Source organism: Sinorhizobium sojae CCBAU 05684, from assembly GCF_002288525.1.
In the GTDB taxonomy this organism is placed as follows: domain Bacteria; phylum Pseudomonadota; class Alphaproteobacteria; order Rhizobiales; family Rhizobiaceae; genus Sinorhizobium; species Sinorhizobium sojae.
Genome location: NZ_CP023067.1, coordinates 178,381 through 194,168 on the forward strand (window position 1 = coordinate 178,381; position 15,788 = coordinate 194,168).

14 protein-coding genes are annotated in these 15,788 nt (G+C 62.7%); 8 read left to right on the forward strand and 6 right to left on the reverse strand.

Annotated elements, in window-relative coordinates:
- Nucleotide 1: 1 nt before the first annotated feature.
- The 4 genes from SJ05684_RS00840 to SJ05684_RS00855 are packed head-to-tail and all read right to left on the reverse strand — an operon-like array spanning nt 2 to nt 3,189.
- Nucleotides 2-826 carry an ABC transporter permease gene (locus tag SJ05684_RS00840; RefSeq protein WP_034859355.1) on the reverse strand — a complete coding sequence of 275 codons (825 nt, stop codon included), beginning with the start codon at nt 824-826 and terminating at the stop codon, nt 2-4.
- Complete coding sequence (locus tag SJ05684_RS00845) at nt 823-1,542, reverse strand: ABC transporter permease (protein WP_034859357.1); 720 nt, start codon at nt 1,540-1,542, stop codon at nt 823-825. Before SJ05684_RS00845 ends, SJ05684_RS00840 begins: the two co-directional genes overlap by 4 nt.
- 57 nt (nt 1,543-1,599) lie before the next feature.
- The gene (locus tag SJ05684_RS00850) at nt 1,600-2,379 is read right to left on the reverse strand and encodes a transporter substrate-binding domain-containing protein (RefSeq protein ID WP_034859359.1); all 780 of its coding nucleotides are present in this window, start codon (nt 2,377-2,379) and stop codon (nt 1,600-1,602) included.
- A gap of 36 nt (nt 2,380-2,415) precedes the next feature.
- Nucleotides 2,416-3,189, reverse strand: a complete 774-nt coding sequence (locus SJ05684_RS00855) for an ABC transporter ATP-binding protein (protein ID WP_034859361.1) — start codon at nt 3,187-3,189, stop codon at nt 2,416-2,418.
- A gap of 271 nt (nt 3,190-3,460) precedes the next feature.
- On the opposite strand from SJ05684_RS00855, the gene SJ05684_RS00860 reads away from it, so the two are divergent.
- The 8 genes from SJ05684_RS00860 to SJ05684_RS00895 all read left to right on the forward strand — a co-directional run bounded on the left by SJ05684_RS00860 (nt 3,461) and on the right by SJ05684_RS00895 (nt 12,744).
- Nucleotides 3,461-4,075, forward strand: coding sequence for a TetR family transcriptional regulator C-terminal domain-containing protein (locus tag SJ05684_RS00860; protein WP_034859380.1), 615 nt, complete (start codon nt 3,461-3,463; stop codon nt 4,073-4,075).
- A 17-nt stretch (nt 4,076-4,092) separates the two neighbouring features.
- A complete protein-coding gene (locus SJ05684_RS00865) occupies nt 4,093-5,283 on the forward strand; it encodes a pyridoxal phosphate-dependent aminotransferase (protein WP_034859363.1) in 1,191 nt (396 codons plus the stop codon).
- Nucleotides 5,280-6,890, forward strand: coding sequence for a 5-guanidino-2-oxopentanoate decarboxylase (locus SJ05684_RS00870; protein WP_034859365.1), 1,611 nt, complete (start codon nt 5,280-5,282; stop codon nt 6,888-6,890). Before SJ05684_RS00865 ends, SJ05684_RS00870 begins: the two co-directional genes overlap by 4 nt.
- A gap of 218 nt (nt 6,891-7,108) precedes the next feature.
- Nucleotides 7,109-7,534 (forward strand): hypothetical protein, encoded by a 426-nt coding sequence (locus SJ05684_RS00875; RefSeq protein ID WP_034859367.1) that lies wholly within the window; start codon nt 7,109-7,111, stop codon nt 7,532-7,534.
- A gap of 98 nt (nt 7,535-7,632) precedes the next feature.
- Nucleotides 7,633-10,167, forward strand: a complete 2,535-nt coding sequence (secD, locus tag SJ05684_RS00880) for a protein translocase subunit SecD (RefSeq protein ID WP_034859369.1) — start codon at nt 7,633-7,635, stop codon at nt 10,165-10,167.
- 523 nt (nt 10,168-10,690) lie between these two features.
- Nucleotides 10,691-10,900 (forward strand): hypothetical protein, encoded by a 210-nt coding sequence (locus tag SJ05684_RS00885; RefSeq protein WP_034859370.1) that lies wholly within the window; start codon nt 10,691-10,693, stop codon nt 10,898-10,900.
- A 222-nt stretch (nt 10,901-11,122) separates the two neighbouring features.
- A complete protein-coding gene (locus SJ05684_RS00890) occupies nt 11,123-11,578 on the forward strand; it encodes an RrF2 family transcriptional regulator (protein ID WP_034859372.1) in 456 nt (151 codons plus the stop codon).
- Nucleotides 11,579-11,733: 155 nt separating this feature from the next.
- Nucleotides 11,734-12,744 carry a KpsF/GutQ family sugar-phosphate isomerase gene (locus SJ05684_RS00895; protein ID WP_095694183.1) on the forward strand — a complete coding sequence of 337 codons (1,011 nt, stop codon included), beginning with the start codon at nt 11,734-11,736 and terminating at the stop codon, nt 12,742-12,744.
- A 97-nt stretch (nt 12,745-12,841) separates the two neighbouring features.
- Here the strand turns inward: SJ05684_RS00895 and SJ05684_RS00900 are convergent, their stop codons facing one another.
- Nucleotides 12,842-14,143, reverse strand: coding sequence for a capsule polysaccharide biogenesis protein (locus SJ05684_RS00900; RefSeq protein WP_034851664.1), 1,302 nt, complete (start codon nt 14,141-14,143; stop codon nt 12,842-12,844).
- A gap of 20 nt (nt 14,144-14,163) precedes the next feature.
- Complete coding sequence (locus SJ05684_RS00905; RefSeq protein WP_034851666.1) at nt 14,164-15,756, reverse strand: LTA synthase family protein; 1,593 nt, start codon at nt 15,754-15,756, stop codon at nt 14,164-14,166.
- Between the last annotated feature and the right edge of the window lie 32 nt (nt 15,757-15,788).

Genomic DNA, 15,788 nt, shown 5'->3' on the forward strand with positions numbered 1-15,788 from the left:
GTCAGGCACCACGGGTTGGTATGCGGTTTTCGAGATAGCGGAAGGCAAGCACCAGAAGGCCCGTCAAGCACATATAGACGAGTGCGAGCAGGAGCAGCGGCTCGTAGGTCAGGTAGGTCTCCTGCCGCACTTTGGAGATCACCGCATAGACGTCGACAACGGTGATCGTTGCCACCAGCGGCGTGGATTTGAGTTGCAATACGGTTTCGCCGGTTAGCGTCGGCAGCGCCCGGTGCACGGCGCGCGGCAGCCAGATGCGCCGGAACAGCGTCCATCGGCCCATTCCGTAGGCGTGTGCCGCCTCCAATTCCCCCTTGGGCACGCCTGCGAAAGCGCCGCGCATCACCTCGCCCTCATAGGCGGCAAAGGAGATCGTCAGTGCCGCGATGCCATAGGGCCAGGCCTCACGGAGATAGGGCCAGAGGAAGGACTGGCGAATTGCCGGAAACTGCGGAAAAAGCGAACCGAGCCCGTAATAGAGGAGCCAGAGCTGCAGGAGCAATGGCGTGCCGCGAATGACGGTACAGAAAAGACGGGCCGGAACCTTCAGGAACCACGGCCCGGTCACCTGCGCGAGTCCGAGCGGGACCGCTATCAGGAAGCCGAGGAGCGATGTTGTGAACAGCATCGCCAGGCTGACGAGGATGCCGTTCCCCAGCTGCGGGAGGTAGCGCGGCAGCCAATCCCAGCGCATGAGGATCGCGATGGAAAGAACCAGGCCCACGAAGAGGATAATCAGCACGATCCGATGCGGCTTGAAGAAGCTCTCCGCCTTGGGGATATCCTCGGGAGACAAGGCGAGCGCGTGGGTGGTTTCGTTGTTCATCGCTGCTCCACGAACCCCTGGCGGGCATGCCGTTCGATGACGCCGATGACGAGGTTGGAAACGAGTGTCAGCGCCAGATAGAGCGCGCCGGCCGCGCAGAAGAAGAGGAAATAGGCCTTGGTCGCACCGGCCGCCTGGCGGGTCACGAGCGTCAGTTCGGCAAAGCCGACGACGGCGAGCAACGCCGTGTCCTTGGTTGCGATCAGCCAGAGGTTGGCGAGACCGGGAATGGCGTGGGGCAGCATCGCCGGCAGGGTGATGCGCCTCAGAACCTTGGCCGGCGACATGCCGTAGGCGCGCGCCGCCTCGATCTGACCCGCCGGCACCGCCTTGATTGCGCCGCGTAGCACCTCCGTCGAATAGGCGCCCTGGACAACACCGATGACGAAGACACCCGCCATCAGGCCGCTGATGTCGACCGTCCCGAGCCCGACAAGGCCGAGCAGTTGGTTCAGGAGATCGGTGCCCGCATAGTAGAGGAGCAGGATCAGCACGAGCTCTGGTACGGCCCGCACCACGGTCGTATAGCACTCGAGCAAATCGCGCAGCACCGGACCGCCATAGAGCTTGCCGAAGGCGCCGCCGACGCCGAGCAGGAGCCCGAGCGCATAGCCGCCGAGGGCGATTTCGATCGAGTGGAGGAAGCCCTGCAGCAGAACGCCGCCCCAGCCCGGGGCCGAGAGAGCAAGCAGGCTCCAGTTGACGAAGGAATCCATGGCGGTCAACTCCGAACGCTTCGGCCGGCGGTCCTGTAACCGCCGGCCAATTGCGGATCAGCCGCCATAGATGTCGAAGTCGAAATACTTCTTGGAGAAGGCCTCGTAGGTGCCGTTCTCACGGATCGCCTTGATCGCCGCGTTGATCTTGTCCTTGAGTTCTGTCTCCCCTTGGCGCAGACCGACGCCGACGCCGGGGCCGAGCACCTGGACATCCTGGGCAACGTCGCCCTTGTATTCGCAGCAAGCCTTGCCCTGGTCGCTCTCGAGGAAAGCGTCGAGCGCGATCGCATCGGCTTGCACGGCATCGAGGCGACCGGCGGCGAGGTCCTGGTTTGCCTCGTCCTGCGTCTGGTATTCCTTGATCTCGACGCCGGCAGGGGCGAAATGCTTGGTCGCATAGGCTTGGTGCACGGTCGAGACCTGCACACCCAGCGTTTTGCCGGCAAGGCCTTCCGGCGTCGGCTTGATGTCCTCGCCCTTGGCGCCGATGATCCCGGTTGGCGTGTTGTAGTACTTGTCGGAGAAGTCGATCGTCTTCAATCGTTCCTCGGTGATCGACATCGAACCGACGATCAGGTCTATCTTTTTCGCGTTGAGTGCCGGAATGATGCCGTCCCAGGCAACCGGCGTGACCACGCAATCGAGTTTGGCCTCGGCACAGATCGCCTTCATGAACTCGATTTCCCAGCCCTCCCAATCGCCGTTGGCGTCGGGCGAGGTGAAGGGCGGGTAGGGTTCGGCGGCGATGCCGACCTTGACCGTTTCAGCCGAGGCGGCGGCGCCGGTAATCGACAGTGCGGCGGCCAGCGCCAGGAGCTTCAATGTCTTCTTCATGCTGTTCCCCTTTGTGGTTGTTGAGCATTCAGGAATTCAATGAATTGAGCTGATGAACTTCTTGAGCCTTTCGGATCTAGGCGTGCCGAAGATCGCGTCCGGCGGTCCTTGTTCCTCGATGATGCCGTTGTGCAGGAAGACGATGTGGTTTGCGACGTTGCGGGCGAACTTCATCTCGTGGGTGACGAGGATCATCGTCCGCTTCTCGCGCGCAAGATCGCCGATCACGGAAAGCACCTCGCCGACGAGCTCCGGATCGAGCGCTGAGGTCGGCTCGTCGAAGAGCATGACGAGCGGCTGGATTGCGAGCGCCCGGGCGATCGCCGCACGCTGCTGCTGGCCCCCTGAAAGGAAGGCCGGATAGGCGTCGCGCTTGTCGTGGAGCCCGACCCGCTTGAGCAGCGCTTCGGCCATCTCTACGGCTTCGGCCTTGGATCTGCCGAGCACATGTACCGGCGCCTCGATGACATTGTCGAGGATCGTCATATGTTGCCAGAGATTAAAGCTCTGAAAGACCATACCGAGCTGGGTGCGGATGCGCTGGACCTGCTTGCGGTCCGCCGGCACCAGTCCGCCCCTGCCGTCGGATTTCATCCGGATCTCTTCGCCGTGAACGCTGATCCGTCCGGCCGAGGGCAATTCCAGCATGTTGATGCAGCGCAACAGCGTCGACTTGCCCGAGCCGCTGCCGCCGATGATCGCAATGACGTCGCCCGGGCGCGCCGTCAGGGATACGCCTTTCAGCACTTCCAGCGGCCCGAAACGCTTATGGAGGTCACTGACAGCAATTGCCTCGGCCGCCTCCGTCATCGGTGTGCGGTTCCCGTGGTTGGCGGGCTTCTCAAAAGCATGAAAACAGTTCCCCTCGTGTGGCTGTCGTGCAGCATTTTTCGGCTTTTTCGCTGTTTCCTGGCAGTATGCTGGCACTTGTGTCGTTATTGTTCAAGTGTATAATAACGGCGCCGCCCAAAATTTCTGGCGGGACTCCCGCTTGAACGAGCCCGCCGCAGGAGCAGCTAATGAGCCTATCCGGTTGGAACGAACCGATTTGGTCGGCAGACGCCGGGATCCGGGGGCGGCCGTGAGGCGCCGCAGCTTTCACCGCGCTCCGGAAGGCGAACGCCGGCAGGAACTGATCGAGGCGACGCTCGACTGTATATCCGAATTCGGTCTCAAGGGTGCCACCGTCCGCCAGATCGCGGTCCGCGCCGGCGTCACCGCTGGGCTCGTCCGGCACTATTTCGACTCCAAGGATCAGATGGTCGCGGAGGCTTATCGCGCCGTAATCGCCTCGCTGACGGAAAAGGCGAAGAATGTCGAGGGCGATCCGGCGACGCGTCTCAAGGACTTCATCGCCATCAATCTCAGCGAGCCGGTGGCCGACAGTCGCAGCGTCTCGCTGTGGGCAGCCTTCATCAGCCAGGTGAGGGTCGATCCTGTCCTCGCGGAGATTCACCGCGAGGGCTATCTCGCCTTCCGCAACGCCCTGCAGGCCCTATTGAGCGATTTCCTCGCGGCGAAGGGCAGACCCGCTAGCGATGAGTTCTGTCGCCGCTACGCCATAGCAATCAATGGCCTGGTCGACGGTCTCTGGATCGAAGGCTGCCTTGCCGGCGACCTCTTCCGCGAGGGAGAGCTGATCAGCATCGCCATGGCCTCGGTCGAATCGTTGCTCGGTCTGCCTTTAGAGGAATAACGAACGGGAGAAATCACATGCGCTATGCGTCGATCACGTCGCGGCTGGCCGACCTTGGTTCCGGCAAGTGGTCGCTGCACATTCGTGCGCGGCAATTGAAGGCGAGCGGTGCCGACATCATCGAACTGACGATCGGCGAACCGGACCTGCCGCCCGATCGCGCCCTCCTCGAGGAGTGCCAGCGCGCCATGAACGCGGGTCGGTACCGTTACTCTAACGGCCGCGGCGAGCCAGCCGTGGTTTCGGCGCTTGCGGAAAAATACCGTCGCCGCCGAGCCGACGTGACGGCGAAGAATGTCCTCTGTTTCCCCGGCACGCAGACGGCGCTTTTTACCGTGATGCTGGGGCTTGCCGAGACCGGCGACGGCGTGCTCGTCGGCGATCCGCTCTACGCGACCTATGAAGGCGTCATTCGTGCGGCCGGCGCCGATCCGGTATTCGTGCCGCTGAAATCTGATATGGGCTTTCACATGCAGGCGGAGGATCTGGAAAGGTCGGTCACGGCCGAATGCCGCGTGCTGCTGCTCAACACGCCGCACAACCCGACCGGCGCCGTGCTTACGGCCGCCGAAATCGCGGCGATCGGCGAAGTGGCCCGCCGCCACGACCTCTGGATTGTCTGCGATGAGGTCTATGAGGAGCTAGTCTTCGGGGGTACGTTCGCTTCGCCCTTCGACGATCCGGACCTCGCCGAACGCACGATCGTGGTCTCGTCGATTTCGAAGTCCCATGCCGCGCCCGGATTCCGCAGCGGCTGGGCGGTCGGGCCGGCAGAGTTTACCCGGCGACTCCTGCCGGTTTCGGAAACCATGCTGTTCGGACAGCAGCCTTTCATTGCGGACATGACGGCCCATGCCTTGACGCATGAGATCGATACCGCACGGCAGATGCGGGAGGCCTATGGGCGGCGCGCCGGCCTTATAGTCGACGGTCTCTCCCATGCACCGGGCATCGCAGTCCTACCGCCGGAAGCGGGTATGTTTGCGCTGATCGACGTTGCGGGAACCGGCCTCTCCGGCGATGCCTTTGCCTGGGCGCTGCTCGAAGAGGAGCGCGTGGCGGTGATGCCGGGGTCGTCCTTCGGCAGGCAGGCGGAGGACTTCCTGCGCGTGAGCCTAACGGTTGCGGACGAGACCATCGACGAAGCCTGCCGCCGCATTGCCGCTTTGGCCGAGCGCTGCATGACCCGAAGGGAGCGCCGCGCATGAGTGTTGCGATGAGAACCGTCGGCGAAGCTCTCGTCGGTCTCCTCGAGGCAAACGGGGTCGACGTGGTCTTCGGCATCCCCGGCGTGCACACGGTTGAGCTTTATCGCGGTCTTGCGGCTTCGAAAATCCGCCACATCACCCCACGCCATGAGCAGGGCGCCGGCTTCATGGCCGACGCCTATGCGCGCGTCAGCGGCAAGCCGGGCGTTGCGCTGGTCATCACGGGCCCTGGTCTCACCAATACGATCACCGCCATGGCGCAGGCCCGGCAGGATTCGATCCCCATGCTGGTGATCTCCGGCGTCAACCGCCGCGACTCGCTCGGGCATGGCCGCGGCCTGCTGCACGAACTGCCCGATCAGCATGGAATGATGACGACGCTGGCGCTCTATTCGCATACGCTGCTCAATCCGGTCGACTTGCCGCTGGTCATCGACCGGGCCTTTGCCGTGCTGTTATCCGGCCGCCCGGGTCCCGTCCACATAGAGATTCCTACCGACGTGATGGCTGAAACGGTCGGGAGCCAAGCGGCAAAGCCGGCCTTGGCGACCCGCCCGCACGCTGACGGAGAAACGCTGCAGAGGGCGGCCATCCTCTGCGCCGACGCGTCGCGGCCGGCGATCCTTTGCGGCGGCGGCGCGCTGGCTGCCGAAGCGGAACTGCGCGTATTGGCGGAACGGATCGGGGCACCGGTGGTCACGACCGTCAACGCCCGTGGTCTGTTGGCGGGCCACCCATTGCGCGTGCCCGCAAGCCCGAGCCTAAAGGCCGTGCGCGCCCTGCTTCGGGACGCGGATCTCGTGCTGGCGCTCGGCACCGAAATGGGGCAAACAGATTACGATCTCTATGCCGACGGCGGTTTCCCTGAACTGCGAAATCTCATCCGCATCGATATCGATGCGGCGCAGCTTGCGCGGGGGCCGCGCGCTTCGCTCTCGATCCTCTCCGGCGCGAAGGCTGCGACCGCGGGAATGGTCGGCTTCCTCCCCGATCGAGTCGCCAAGAACGGCGCTACGCGGGCCGAGGCGTCGCGAAAGGCAGCGGTCAAGGAATTGACACCGAAGATGCAGGCGGAGGTGGGCGTCATCCATGCGATATATGAGGCGCTGCCGGATTGCACCATTGTCGGGGATTCGACTCAGGCGGTCTATGCCGGCAATCTCTATTGCGACGCGCCGCGGCCGCGCGCCTGGTTCAACTCGGCCACGGGCTACGGCTCCCTCGGCTATGCGCCGCCAGCAGCCGTCGGCGCGGCGATTGCCGATGGCGGACGGCCGGTCGTCTGCCTTGTCGGCGATGGCGGCCTTCAATTTTCGCTGGCCGAGATCGGTTCTGCAGTCGATGCCGAGGCAAGGGTGATCTTCCTCGTCTGGAACAATGACGGCTACCGGGAGATCGAAACCCACATGCTGGAGGCCGGCATCGTCCCGCGAGGCGTCAACCCTACGGCTCCGGATTTCCTGCTGACGGCCAAAGCCTACGACGTCCCGGCGGAGCGATTGGCCGACGTTGAGGAGCTTCCGCGCGCCCTCGCCGACGCGGCCGCGCGAAAGGGTCCGTCGCTGATCGAAATTCACCAGGCAAGGACCATCGGCGCCACCGCCTGATGGAGAGCGAATGAGGGAATATGTGAGCGGTTTGCTGGGGCGTCTCAGTCTTTCAGGATCAAGGCTGCAACAGCCAAGCGGGATTTGACATTTGCTGCCCGGAATGGTGTTAAGGGCGCCGGCGTTCGAATCCGGCCACGTTCTTGTGTTAATCGCCGGGTATCGGGTCAATTCGTCTCATGGGCGCCTGGCGCCGAGAGAAAGGGATCGTGTCCTCAATGGACCTCCTGGGTGGTGGCAGCAAGAGCATGCAAGCGGGCCGGCTTCTTGCCGTGCTGTGGCTGTTCTGCGCCTCCTTTTCCGTACCGGCGATCGCGGTCGGGCAAAGCGTTGCGGGTCGGATCGGCCCGGGGGCGCAGACCGGCGATGTCGCCGCGCGGGATACGGGATCTTCCGATCGGCCGGTGGCGCGCCAGGTCTCGAGGGCCGTCGCCTTGCCCGACTTTCGCTTCATCGGCGCGCGGGCGGAGGGAAAGGCGACCCTCGGCGGCGATCCCGATCCGGCTCTTCCGCTCGCCTTTTCCGTTCTGCCTGCGGTTGTCGGTGATCGGCCGGCGCCGGTCACGCAAACGCAAATCGTCGTCCAGGCATCGCGCCAGAGCGATCGCATTCGTGCCCCGCCCGCGGCCCGGATCATCCTTTAAACACCTGGGCTGATCTAACTTTCGGCTCTGCCCGGCAGATGAAAACTCAGGCCCGGACTTGCCGGAGAGGCGCGTTCAGGCGGTCATGGAATTTCCAAATGCATACACCCAGATGGGCGATCCTCGCCTATGTCGCGATCGTTATCTTCGGCTGCCTCGCGGCGCTGCCGAGCATGCTGCCGTCGGCGATGCGGCAGCAATTCACTTCCGTTCTGCCGTTCGAGCCGGTCACGCTCGGCCTTGACCTCAAGGGCGGCTCGCATCTCGTGCTCGAAGTCGACGGCGCCGGCCTGCAAAAGGCACGGCTCAACACCCTTCTTGACGATACCCGACGCGTGTTGCGCGGCGAGCGTGTTTCCGCCTCTTCGGCTCGCATCAGCGGTAACACGGTGACCGTGAGCATCCCCGATCCTGCGGATCGGGAAAAGGTGCTGCCGAAGCTGCAGGAACTGGCGACGCCCGTCAGCGTCATCGGCTTCGGCGCCTCGGCGCCGGAGGTCGAGGTCACGACCGCCGGCGACGTCGTCACGCTGTCGCTCACTGAAGCCGGCCTCGCCGACCGCATGACCAAGGCGGTCGAGCAGAGCCTGGAGATCATCCGCAACCGTGTCGACCAGGTCGGCGTTGCCGAGCCGTTGATCCAGCGCATCGGATCGAACCGCATTCTCGTCCAGCTTCCGGGCCTTCAAGATCCGACGCGCCTTCGTGAGCTCCTCGGCTCCACCGCTCAGATGAGCTTCCATATGCTCGATCAGACCGTGGACGTGACGCAGCCGGCGCCGCGCGGCGTCGAGATCCTTCCCGGTGCCGATGACGGCAACCGCTATCCGGTCGAAAGCCGCGTCGCGATTTCCGGTGAACGACTGGCCGATGCCAAGGTCGGTTTCGACCAGCGTACGAACCAGCCGGTCGTGGATTTCAGCTTCGACTCGCTCGGCGCTCGCCAGTTCGCCGAGATCACCCGGGAGAATGTCGGCCGGCCCTTTGCGGTCGTCCTCGACGGCAAGGTCTTGACGGCGCCCGTCATCAACGAGCCGATCCTCGGCGGCCGCGGCCAGATCAGCGGCAACTTCACGGTCGAGGAAGCAACTGTCCTTTCGGCGCTGTTGCGTTCCGGCGCCCTGCCGGCGCCGCTGACTATCATCGAGGAGCGCTCCGTCGGCCCGAATCTCGGCAGCGATTCGATCCGCATGGGTCTCTATACCGGCCTCGTCGGCTTCGGTCTCGTCATCGCCCTGATGGTCGTCCTCTACGGCGCCTGGGGCCTGATCGCCAACGTCGGGCTGATGCTGCACACCGTCATGACCATCGGCGTTCTCGCATTGATCGGCTCGACGCTGACCCTTCCCGGCATTGCCGGTATCATCCTCGGCATCGGCATGGCGGTTGATGCCAACATTCTCATCAACGCCCGCATTCGGGAGGAAACGGAAAACGGCGCCGGGGCGATGAAGGCCCTGGATCTCGGCTTCAACAAGGCATACGCCACCATCATCGATGCCAACATCACCACGCTCACCGGCACGATCCTGCTGTTCTGGCTCGGTAGCGGTCCGGTCCGGGGCTTCGCGGTGACGATGATGCTCGGCATCGCCATCTCGATGTTCACGTCCGTCACGATCGTGCGCTTGCTGATGCGTGAAGTCGTCGTTCGCCGGAAGATGAAGAAGCTGGAGATTCCGTCGCTCTTCGGGCGGGTGCCGAAGCTTCCGACTATCTCCTTCATGAAACGGCGCTACCAGGCGATCGGCCTTTCGGCTTTCCTGTCGATCAGTTCGGTCATCCTGTTCTTCACGCCTGGCCTAAACTACGGCATCGATTTCATTGGTGGCATTCAGGTCGAGGCCGTGTCGAAGGACAGGATTTCCCTGCCGACGCTGCGCCAAAGCCTGGAAGAACTCGACCTCGGCGAAGTGGCACTGCAGGACTTCGGTGGCGGCCAATCGGTGCTGATCCGGGTCCAGCGTCAGCCGGGCGGTGAAAAGGAGCAGACGGCAGCGCTGAGCCGCATCAAGGATGCGGTGACGGCCGCCGTGCCTGACGCAACCTTGGAGCGGACCGAGGTTGTCGGCCCGACGATCAGTTCGGAACTCGCGCGGTCCGGCTCGCTCGCCGTCGGCCTCGCCATGCTGGCGATCCTGCTGTACATCTGGTTCCGCTTCGAGTGGCACTTCGCCGTCGGTGCAATCGCGGTGCTCCTGCTCGACATTACCAAGACCATCGGCTTCTTCGCCTTGACCGGCGTGGACTTCAACCTTACGGCGATCGCCGCGCTCTTGACGATGATCGGCTACTCGGTGAACGACAAAGTCGTGGTCTACGACCGCATGCGCGAAAACCTGCGCAAGTTCAAGTCGATGCCCTTCTCCGAGCTCATCGACATGAGCATCAACCAGGTGATCGCGCGATGCATCTTCACCTCGGTGGCAACGGCCCTTTCGTTGGTGCCGATGGCCATCTGGGGTGGCGAGGTCGTGCGCAGCTTCGCCTGGCCGATGATCTTCGGCGTCGTCGTCGCCACCACCTCGTCGATCTATATCGGCGGGCCGATTCTCCTGTTCCTGAGCCGCTGGTGGAAGGACCGGGAAGCGGGTCGCTCGGGTGCGCAGGAGGCTGGCACGCCTACGGCGTAGCGAGCCGACGGGCTCGTTCGTTTTCGGGAGCGGAAAGATCGCTCTCGATCCAAAAAGGGGCGGCTCGGGAGAGCCGCCCCTTTTTCGTCGGAAAGTGCTGCCTATATACGAGGCGTCCCTTGCAGGTCGGTTCGGCGCTACCCAGATAACGGGATAGCTGATCCGGGGCGGCGGGACATCTGCAGGCAGTCTCGTGATCAGGTCCTCGAGGAATAGACGTTTCGAGCCCGGTTATCGTTTGACTGAAGTAATGGATTGTCCTAGCTTACACATTGTGATGCGGAAGGACTCCGCCTCGCATCGTTCATGAACCGTCGCGGCGCTCTGCGCCGCCTAAGCCGAAGGAGAGTGACATGTCAAGAATCGTCTCGACCGCCGCTTTCTGCGGCTCGCGTTCCCTTTGTCGTGCAACGGTGAAAGGTCTCACTGGCGCCCTTCGCCGAATGTGACCGTTCGAACCACCGAACTTATCCCTGCCGAGAATTGAAGATCCGCGCTCAATGCGTGGAGGAGCGTTATTTGCATGAACAAGCAAGTCATTGAACATGACGGTGTACCCGTCGGCGTCATCGTTCCCGATGAAGACCAGGTAAAGTTTCTGGCCGTGAAGTATCAGGTCTGGGACCTCGACGCGCGGCGGTTCCGCTCGGCCGAAGAGGCGCGGGCGGCGATCCGGCATCTTCTCGCCGGAAAGGCTCCCCTAGTCCGCCAAGGTGGCGCCGCGGCCGCATGACTTTTCCGGCTGCGGCTATTTCCTTTGATCGCGTAAACATCGAGCGTAAGGTTAGGCTCCGCCGCGCAGGTAAAATGCAGCGCCGCTGCGGGCGTGCGATCTCCCTTCGGATGTCGATGATAATTATGTATTGGCGGAGCAATTCTGTGCTATGCGACAAGTATAAGCTTGTGCGCATGCGGACGGTTTCCGACCGTCCGCATGCGGGGAGACTCTGCCGGAATGCTGACGAAAAAGGGGAAATACGGATTGAAGGCCCTTGTCGACCTGGCGCGACTTGAACCAGGCCAAACGGCATTTATCAACGAGATTGCGCTGCGCAACAATATCCCCAAAAAATTCCTAGACACGATCCTGCTTGAATTGCGCAATGCTGGCGTGCTACGCTCCAAGAAGGGCCCGGGCGGCGGGTATTCTCTGTCGCGCCCGGCATCGGAGATTCGCATTGGGCACGTCATCCGAACGCTCGATGGCCCCCTGGCACCAATCCGTTGCGCCAGTCGTACCGCTTACGAAGTCTGCGAGGACTGCAGTGATCCGGAGACCTGTCGGGTCCGCATTTCCATGACCTCCGTACGCGATGCGATCGCCTCCATTCTCGATTCTATGACGCTCGCCGAGTTCGCGACCGGAGCCGCTTTGGTTCCCGACGTGCCTGTGGAAAAGCGCGCCGGCTGATCACAGCGGCCGACAATATTCCCAGTGACGGAGAAATTTGGGCCGAGGGAGCTTGGTTTGCCAAGAAAAAGGGCCTATTTGGCTCCAATTGTTTTTCGCCGCGTTTGGCAAAGCCGGTTGGCGGCGGCTGATTTGCTTCAAACCAGGGTTCGAAGATGGGCTTGAGACATGCGAAGGCGGAAGGGCATTCGAGCGGTGCCGTGCTGGATTCGATCGGCAGGACCCTGGCGACGGCGAGCAATGGCATCACGGCGCTCGCCGCCCATGTGGCAACCGACGAAGCCTTTGCGCAGAGCCTCGTCGACGCCGTCGAACTGATCGGCGAAGGCCGGGGCCGTGTCGTCGTTTCCGGCGTCGGCAAGAGCGGACATATCGGCCGCAAGATTGCCGCGACCATGGCTTCCACCGGCACCTCTGCCTATTTCGTCCATCCAACCGAGGCGAGCCACGGTGATCTTGGCATGATCACCTCGGAAGATACTCTCATCCTGCTCTCCTGGTCTGGCGAAACGGCGGAACTCGCCAACATGCTCACCTATGCCAAGCGCTTCAGCGTACCGATCGTCTCGATCTCATCCAACCGCGACAGCATCCTCGCGCGCAATTCGGATGTTGCGGTGGTGCTGCCGAAAGTGCCGGAGGCCTGCCCGCACGGGCTGGCGCCGACGACCTCGGCCATGCTGCAGCTTGCCGTCGGCGACGCGATGGCGATAGCGCTTCTGGAACGGCGCGGCTTTTCCGCCGAGGATTTCAAGACCTTCCATCCGGGTGGCAAGCTGGGGGCCCAATTGCGCCTGGTCCATGAGTTGGCGCATGTGGCGGAACAGGTGCCGCTGCTTGCCGTCGGCCGCCCGATGAGCGAGGCGGTCATCGAGATGTCGTCGAAGGGCTTCGGTGTCGTCGGCATCGTCGACCAACATGGCGCCCTGGTCGGCGTGATCACCGACGGCGACCTGCGCCGTCATATGGCCGGCGACCTGCTGAGCCAGCCGGTCGAAGAGGTGATGTCGCATAGTCCGCGCGTGGTGAAGGGAGACGTGCTCGCCAGCGCCGCCATGGAGTTCATGCAGGAACACAAGGTGACCGTGCTCTTCCTCGTCGACGATGCGCAAATGCCGCTCGGTATTCTGCACATTCACGACCTGCTGCGCGCCGGCGTGGCCTGATCGCGGACATACAGCAATACAGCGATCTATGCGCATCTGATAAGTCGCGCGGCGCTGTAGGGCAGTGGCGGGAACGCATGTGAGTACATCCCCCGCTCTATGCGGAAACGTTTCTCTTTTCCGGTCTTTTCCGCGGCGGCGGATCGATGAAGGCGCCCGGTTGATTGACAGTGTTCCTGTGCAGCCGTTCGGCAATCACTTCGGCACCGGCATCCGTTCCCGCGTGCGAGTAGAAATTGCCGCGCACCTGGATGGAAACAGCCATCAACCGGAACATCGCAGCGCTCAAGGCCGGGTCCGGCGGCTTCGGCGCCGCCCAGAAGGCGTCGAGAGGCCTCTGGTCCGTCAGCCCGGTAATGTCGAAGATCGCCCGGCCAAGCACTTTGACGGGCCTGCCCTGCTTCAGGGCATGCAAACCGGCGGTCGAATTGACGGTCACCACACCGGCGCTCCCCTCGACGAGCAAATCCAGATTGCCGCCCTCGAGAAAGGTGACACGATCTCCAATCCCGAGCGCCGCCGCCCGCGCTGCAATGATCCGCTGCCAGGGGATCAGGCTGTTGTCGAGCGGGTGGACCTTGATCGCCAGCCTGCTTGCCGAAGGGGCGTGGCGGGCAAAAGAAGCGAGTATATCCTCAATCGCTTCTTTCTGGCTATTGAAGGGCGAGTGCGCGCGCAACTGATAGTCGGTCTCGAGCTGCAGCGGATAGACGAAATAGGGATTGCTTGCCGAGGCAAGCGAGCGAATGGCCGCCTTGGCCCTGCGCAGGTGACGTTTGCTCGCTACAAGTCGTCTGATCCAACCGGCATATTCCGCCAGCGGATGAAAGATCCCGTGGCGGCGGTAGCCCGGATAGAGAAACCAGAAAAAGACATTCGGCAGGTTGTAGAGGAGGTCATAGGCCGCCTCGGCGAAGAATGTCTGCGAATAGCGTCGCTGCCAGTCGGGCTCGGGCAGGGCGACCGCGGCCTCGAGGATCTGCTCGGGGTCGGCGGGAAAATGCGAATTGGACGACATGCCGCCGCATTCGAGCGTCAGCCAGTCGGGCCGGAGATAGCCCATTTCCACGACGAAGACTGCAGCCCCGTGCCTCCTCGCGGCGGCGATGGCCTTTTGATGATAGGGCCGCTCCTCGCCGAGCAGGATGAGATCGCTTACCCCATGGCGGCGAATGAAGGCGTCCACATGGTCAGGCCAACGGGCAGCAGAGCCGCGATAGTTATACATGCCGCGGCGGCGCCAGAAGATCCAATCGCCGACATTGAGATTGATCCGCAGGCAGCGATGGCCATGCGCTTCGAGCCGCGAGGCAATCTTGGCGAAGATCGGTGACGAGGGGCCTTGCAGGAACAGGAATGTCCTTCGCCCCATATGCCTGATCAATGTGCCTTCCGTCATATGAATGCCCGCTGCCGCTGCTATTGCAGCGCGTCCTTGTGCAGGTCGGCGTGCTTGAGCAAGGCGCGCAGAAGGTTCCATGGATCTTCGTCCTGTGGCGGTACCGAGCGATGGTTGGCTGACTTGGCTTTGGCGAGCGGCACGATGAAGTAGTCCGTCCGCGGGTCGGGGAAGGGATCGGCGAAAGATTTCAACAAAGGCGCGTGGTCGCCATAAAAGGCAAGCCAGACCGGGCGATCGAGCTTGTCGAGGCTATCGATCAGCTGTTTCAGGGCGGCGTCGGATTGCTCGAGGATCGCCAGGTAGATATCGACAGGATTGGCGAGTTCTCCGACGCGTCCGGGCTCCCACGGCCCGTGATTGGCCATCGATGCGATGAACAGGAAACCGCTTTCCTCCAGCGGCAGCTTTCGCGCCTCCGCGACGACGCGCTCTGTCAGCGCCGCGTCCGACACATACAGCCCGTCCCGCGTGCAATCATGGTCGAAGGCGTCGAGCATGGACAGTTTCTCGAAACCCAGCACCGGCATGGCCTTGTGGCGCAGGAAGAATGTTCTGTCATAGGGATGAATGAAATGCGTGCTCCAGCCGGCCCGCTTCAATTTGCCCGGCCAGACGACGTCGGCATAGTGCGAGGCCCGTAGATAGGGATAGCTCGCATCGACGTGGATATCGTCCGGAACCAGCCCGCTCAAGACGGCGAATTCGGTACGCAGCGTATAGCCACCCTCGAAGACATTGCTCAGCCGGCCCCATTGCACCGCCTGCTTGCGCAGCCGATCGATCGTCGGCAGCTTGATTGTATCGACCCCGAAATGCCGCATGTCGATGAAGGATTCCGACTGCCAGACGACGATCAGGGGTGCTTCCTCATGCCCGATGAGATCGTGCACCGCGGCACGCAGCAGTTCGGAAAGCTCGGCGACGATCTTTTCGCGTTTTACTCCGAGCCATATGATGAAGTGGAAGACCACCGAGCCGAAGGTGCCGAAGCGCACCGTACTCATCTTGACGTTCACCTTGCCGACGAGCCGCTGGACGAGCGCGGCGGTCGGGCGGTTAACCGGGCCGTGGAACAGCGAGATCCAAGGGGCGCTTGCAGCAAGGACCATTAGCACGATCCAGAAGAGCTTGTCCCGCGCCGGCAGGACACTCGGCTCGAAATACATGTAGAGGCCCGAGACGCCGAAGACATACAGGAAGGCGACGATCCAGAAGACGATGTTTAGCGAACTCGCGTAGAAGATCGTCTTGTATTTGAAGACATCGGCGACGAGGGCAATATCCGAGAAGACCAGCGGCTCGCGAATGAACTTGAACTTGGCGCGGGAAATGCCGGTGAAGATGATGAAGAAGCTCATCGTCCCGGCCGCCGCATAGAGCGGGCGCCAGGAAATTGCAAAGAAGCCGGCAAAGACGAGCGCAATCACCGGAAGACGGGCAAGAATGTCGACGATGTCCTGATTGCGGCCGTAGGGAGAGGCGTTCTTTCGCCGCTCCCGCTTCGGCAGCGCGAAGCGGTCGGTAAAGAAGATCACCGCGCAGGAGAGAAGAAAGCAGCCAAGCGTCAGCGCTGTCGGGTAGTCGTGCAGTTGAAAGGGAAGTAGCGCCAAACCGATACCTTCGAGCCGTTTACTGCCGTCGC

Excerpts from the sequence above, each read along its gene's own strand:
- SJ05684_RS00840 (WP_034859355.1), bottom strand. The coding sequence starts at position 826 with ATGAACAACGAAACCACCCACGCGCTCGCCTTGTCTCCCGAGGATATC.
- SJ05684_RS00845 (WP_034859357.1), bottom strand. The coding sequence starts at position 1,542 with ATGGATTCCTTCGTCAACTGGAGCCTGCTTGCTCTCTCGGCCCCGGGC.
- SJ05684_RS00850 (WP_034859359.1), bottom strand. The coding sequence starts at position 2,379 with ATGAAGAAGACATTGAAGCTCCTGGCGCTGGCCGCCGCACTGTCGATT.
- SJ05684_RS00855 (WP_034859361.1), bottom strand. The coding sequence starts at position 3,189 with ATGACGGAGGCGGCCGAGGCAATTGCTGTCAGTGACCTCCATAAGCGT.
- SJ05684_RS00865 (WP_034859363.1), top strand. The coding sequence starts at position 4,093 with ATGCGCTATGCGTCGATCACGTCGCGGCTGGCCGACCTTGGTTCCGGC.
- SJ05684_RS00870 (WP_034859365.1), top strand. The coding sequence starts at position 5,280 with ATGAGTGTTGCGATGAGAACCGTCGGCGAAGCTCTCGTCGGTCTCCTC.
- SJ05684_RS00875 (WP_034859367.1), top strand. The coding sequence starts at position 7,109 with ATGGACCTCCTGGGTGGTGGCAGCAAGAGCATGCAAGCGGGCCGGCTT.
- secD (WP_034859369.1), top strand. The coding sequence starts at position 7,633 with ATGCATACACCCAGATGGGCGATCCTCGCCTATGTCGCGATCGTTATC.
- SJ05684_RS00885 (WP_034859370.1), top strand. The coding sequence starts at position 10,691 with ATGAACAAGCAAGTCATTGAACATGACGGTGTACCCGTCGGCGTCATC.
- SJ05684_RS00890 (WP_034859372.1), top strand. The coding sequence starts at position 11,123 with ATGCTGACGAAAAAGGGGAAATACGGATTGAAGGCCCTTGTCGACCTG.
- SJ05684_RS00895 (WP_095694183.1), top strand. The coding sequence starts at position 11,734 with ATGGGCTTGAGACATGCGAAGGCGGAAGGGCATTCGAGCGGTGCCGTG.
- SJ05684_RS00900 (WP_034851664.1), bottom strand. The coding sequence starts at position 14,143 with ATGACGGAAGGCACATTGATCAGGCATATGGGGCGAAGGACATTCCTG.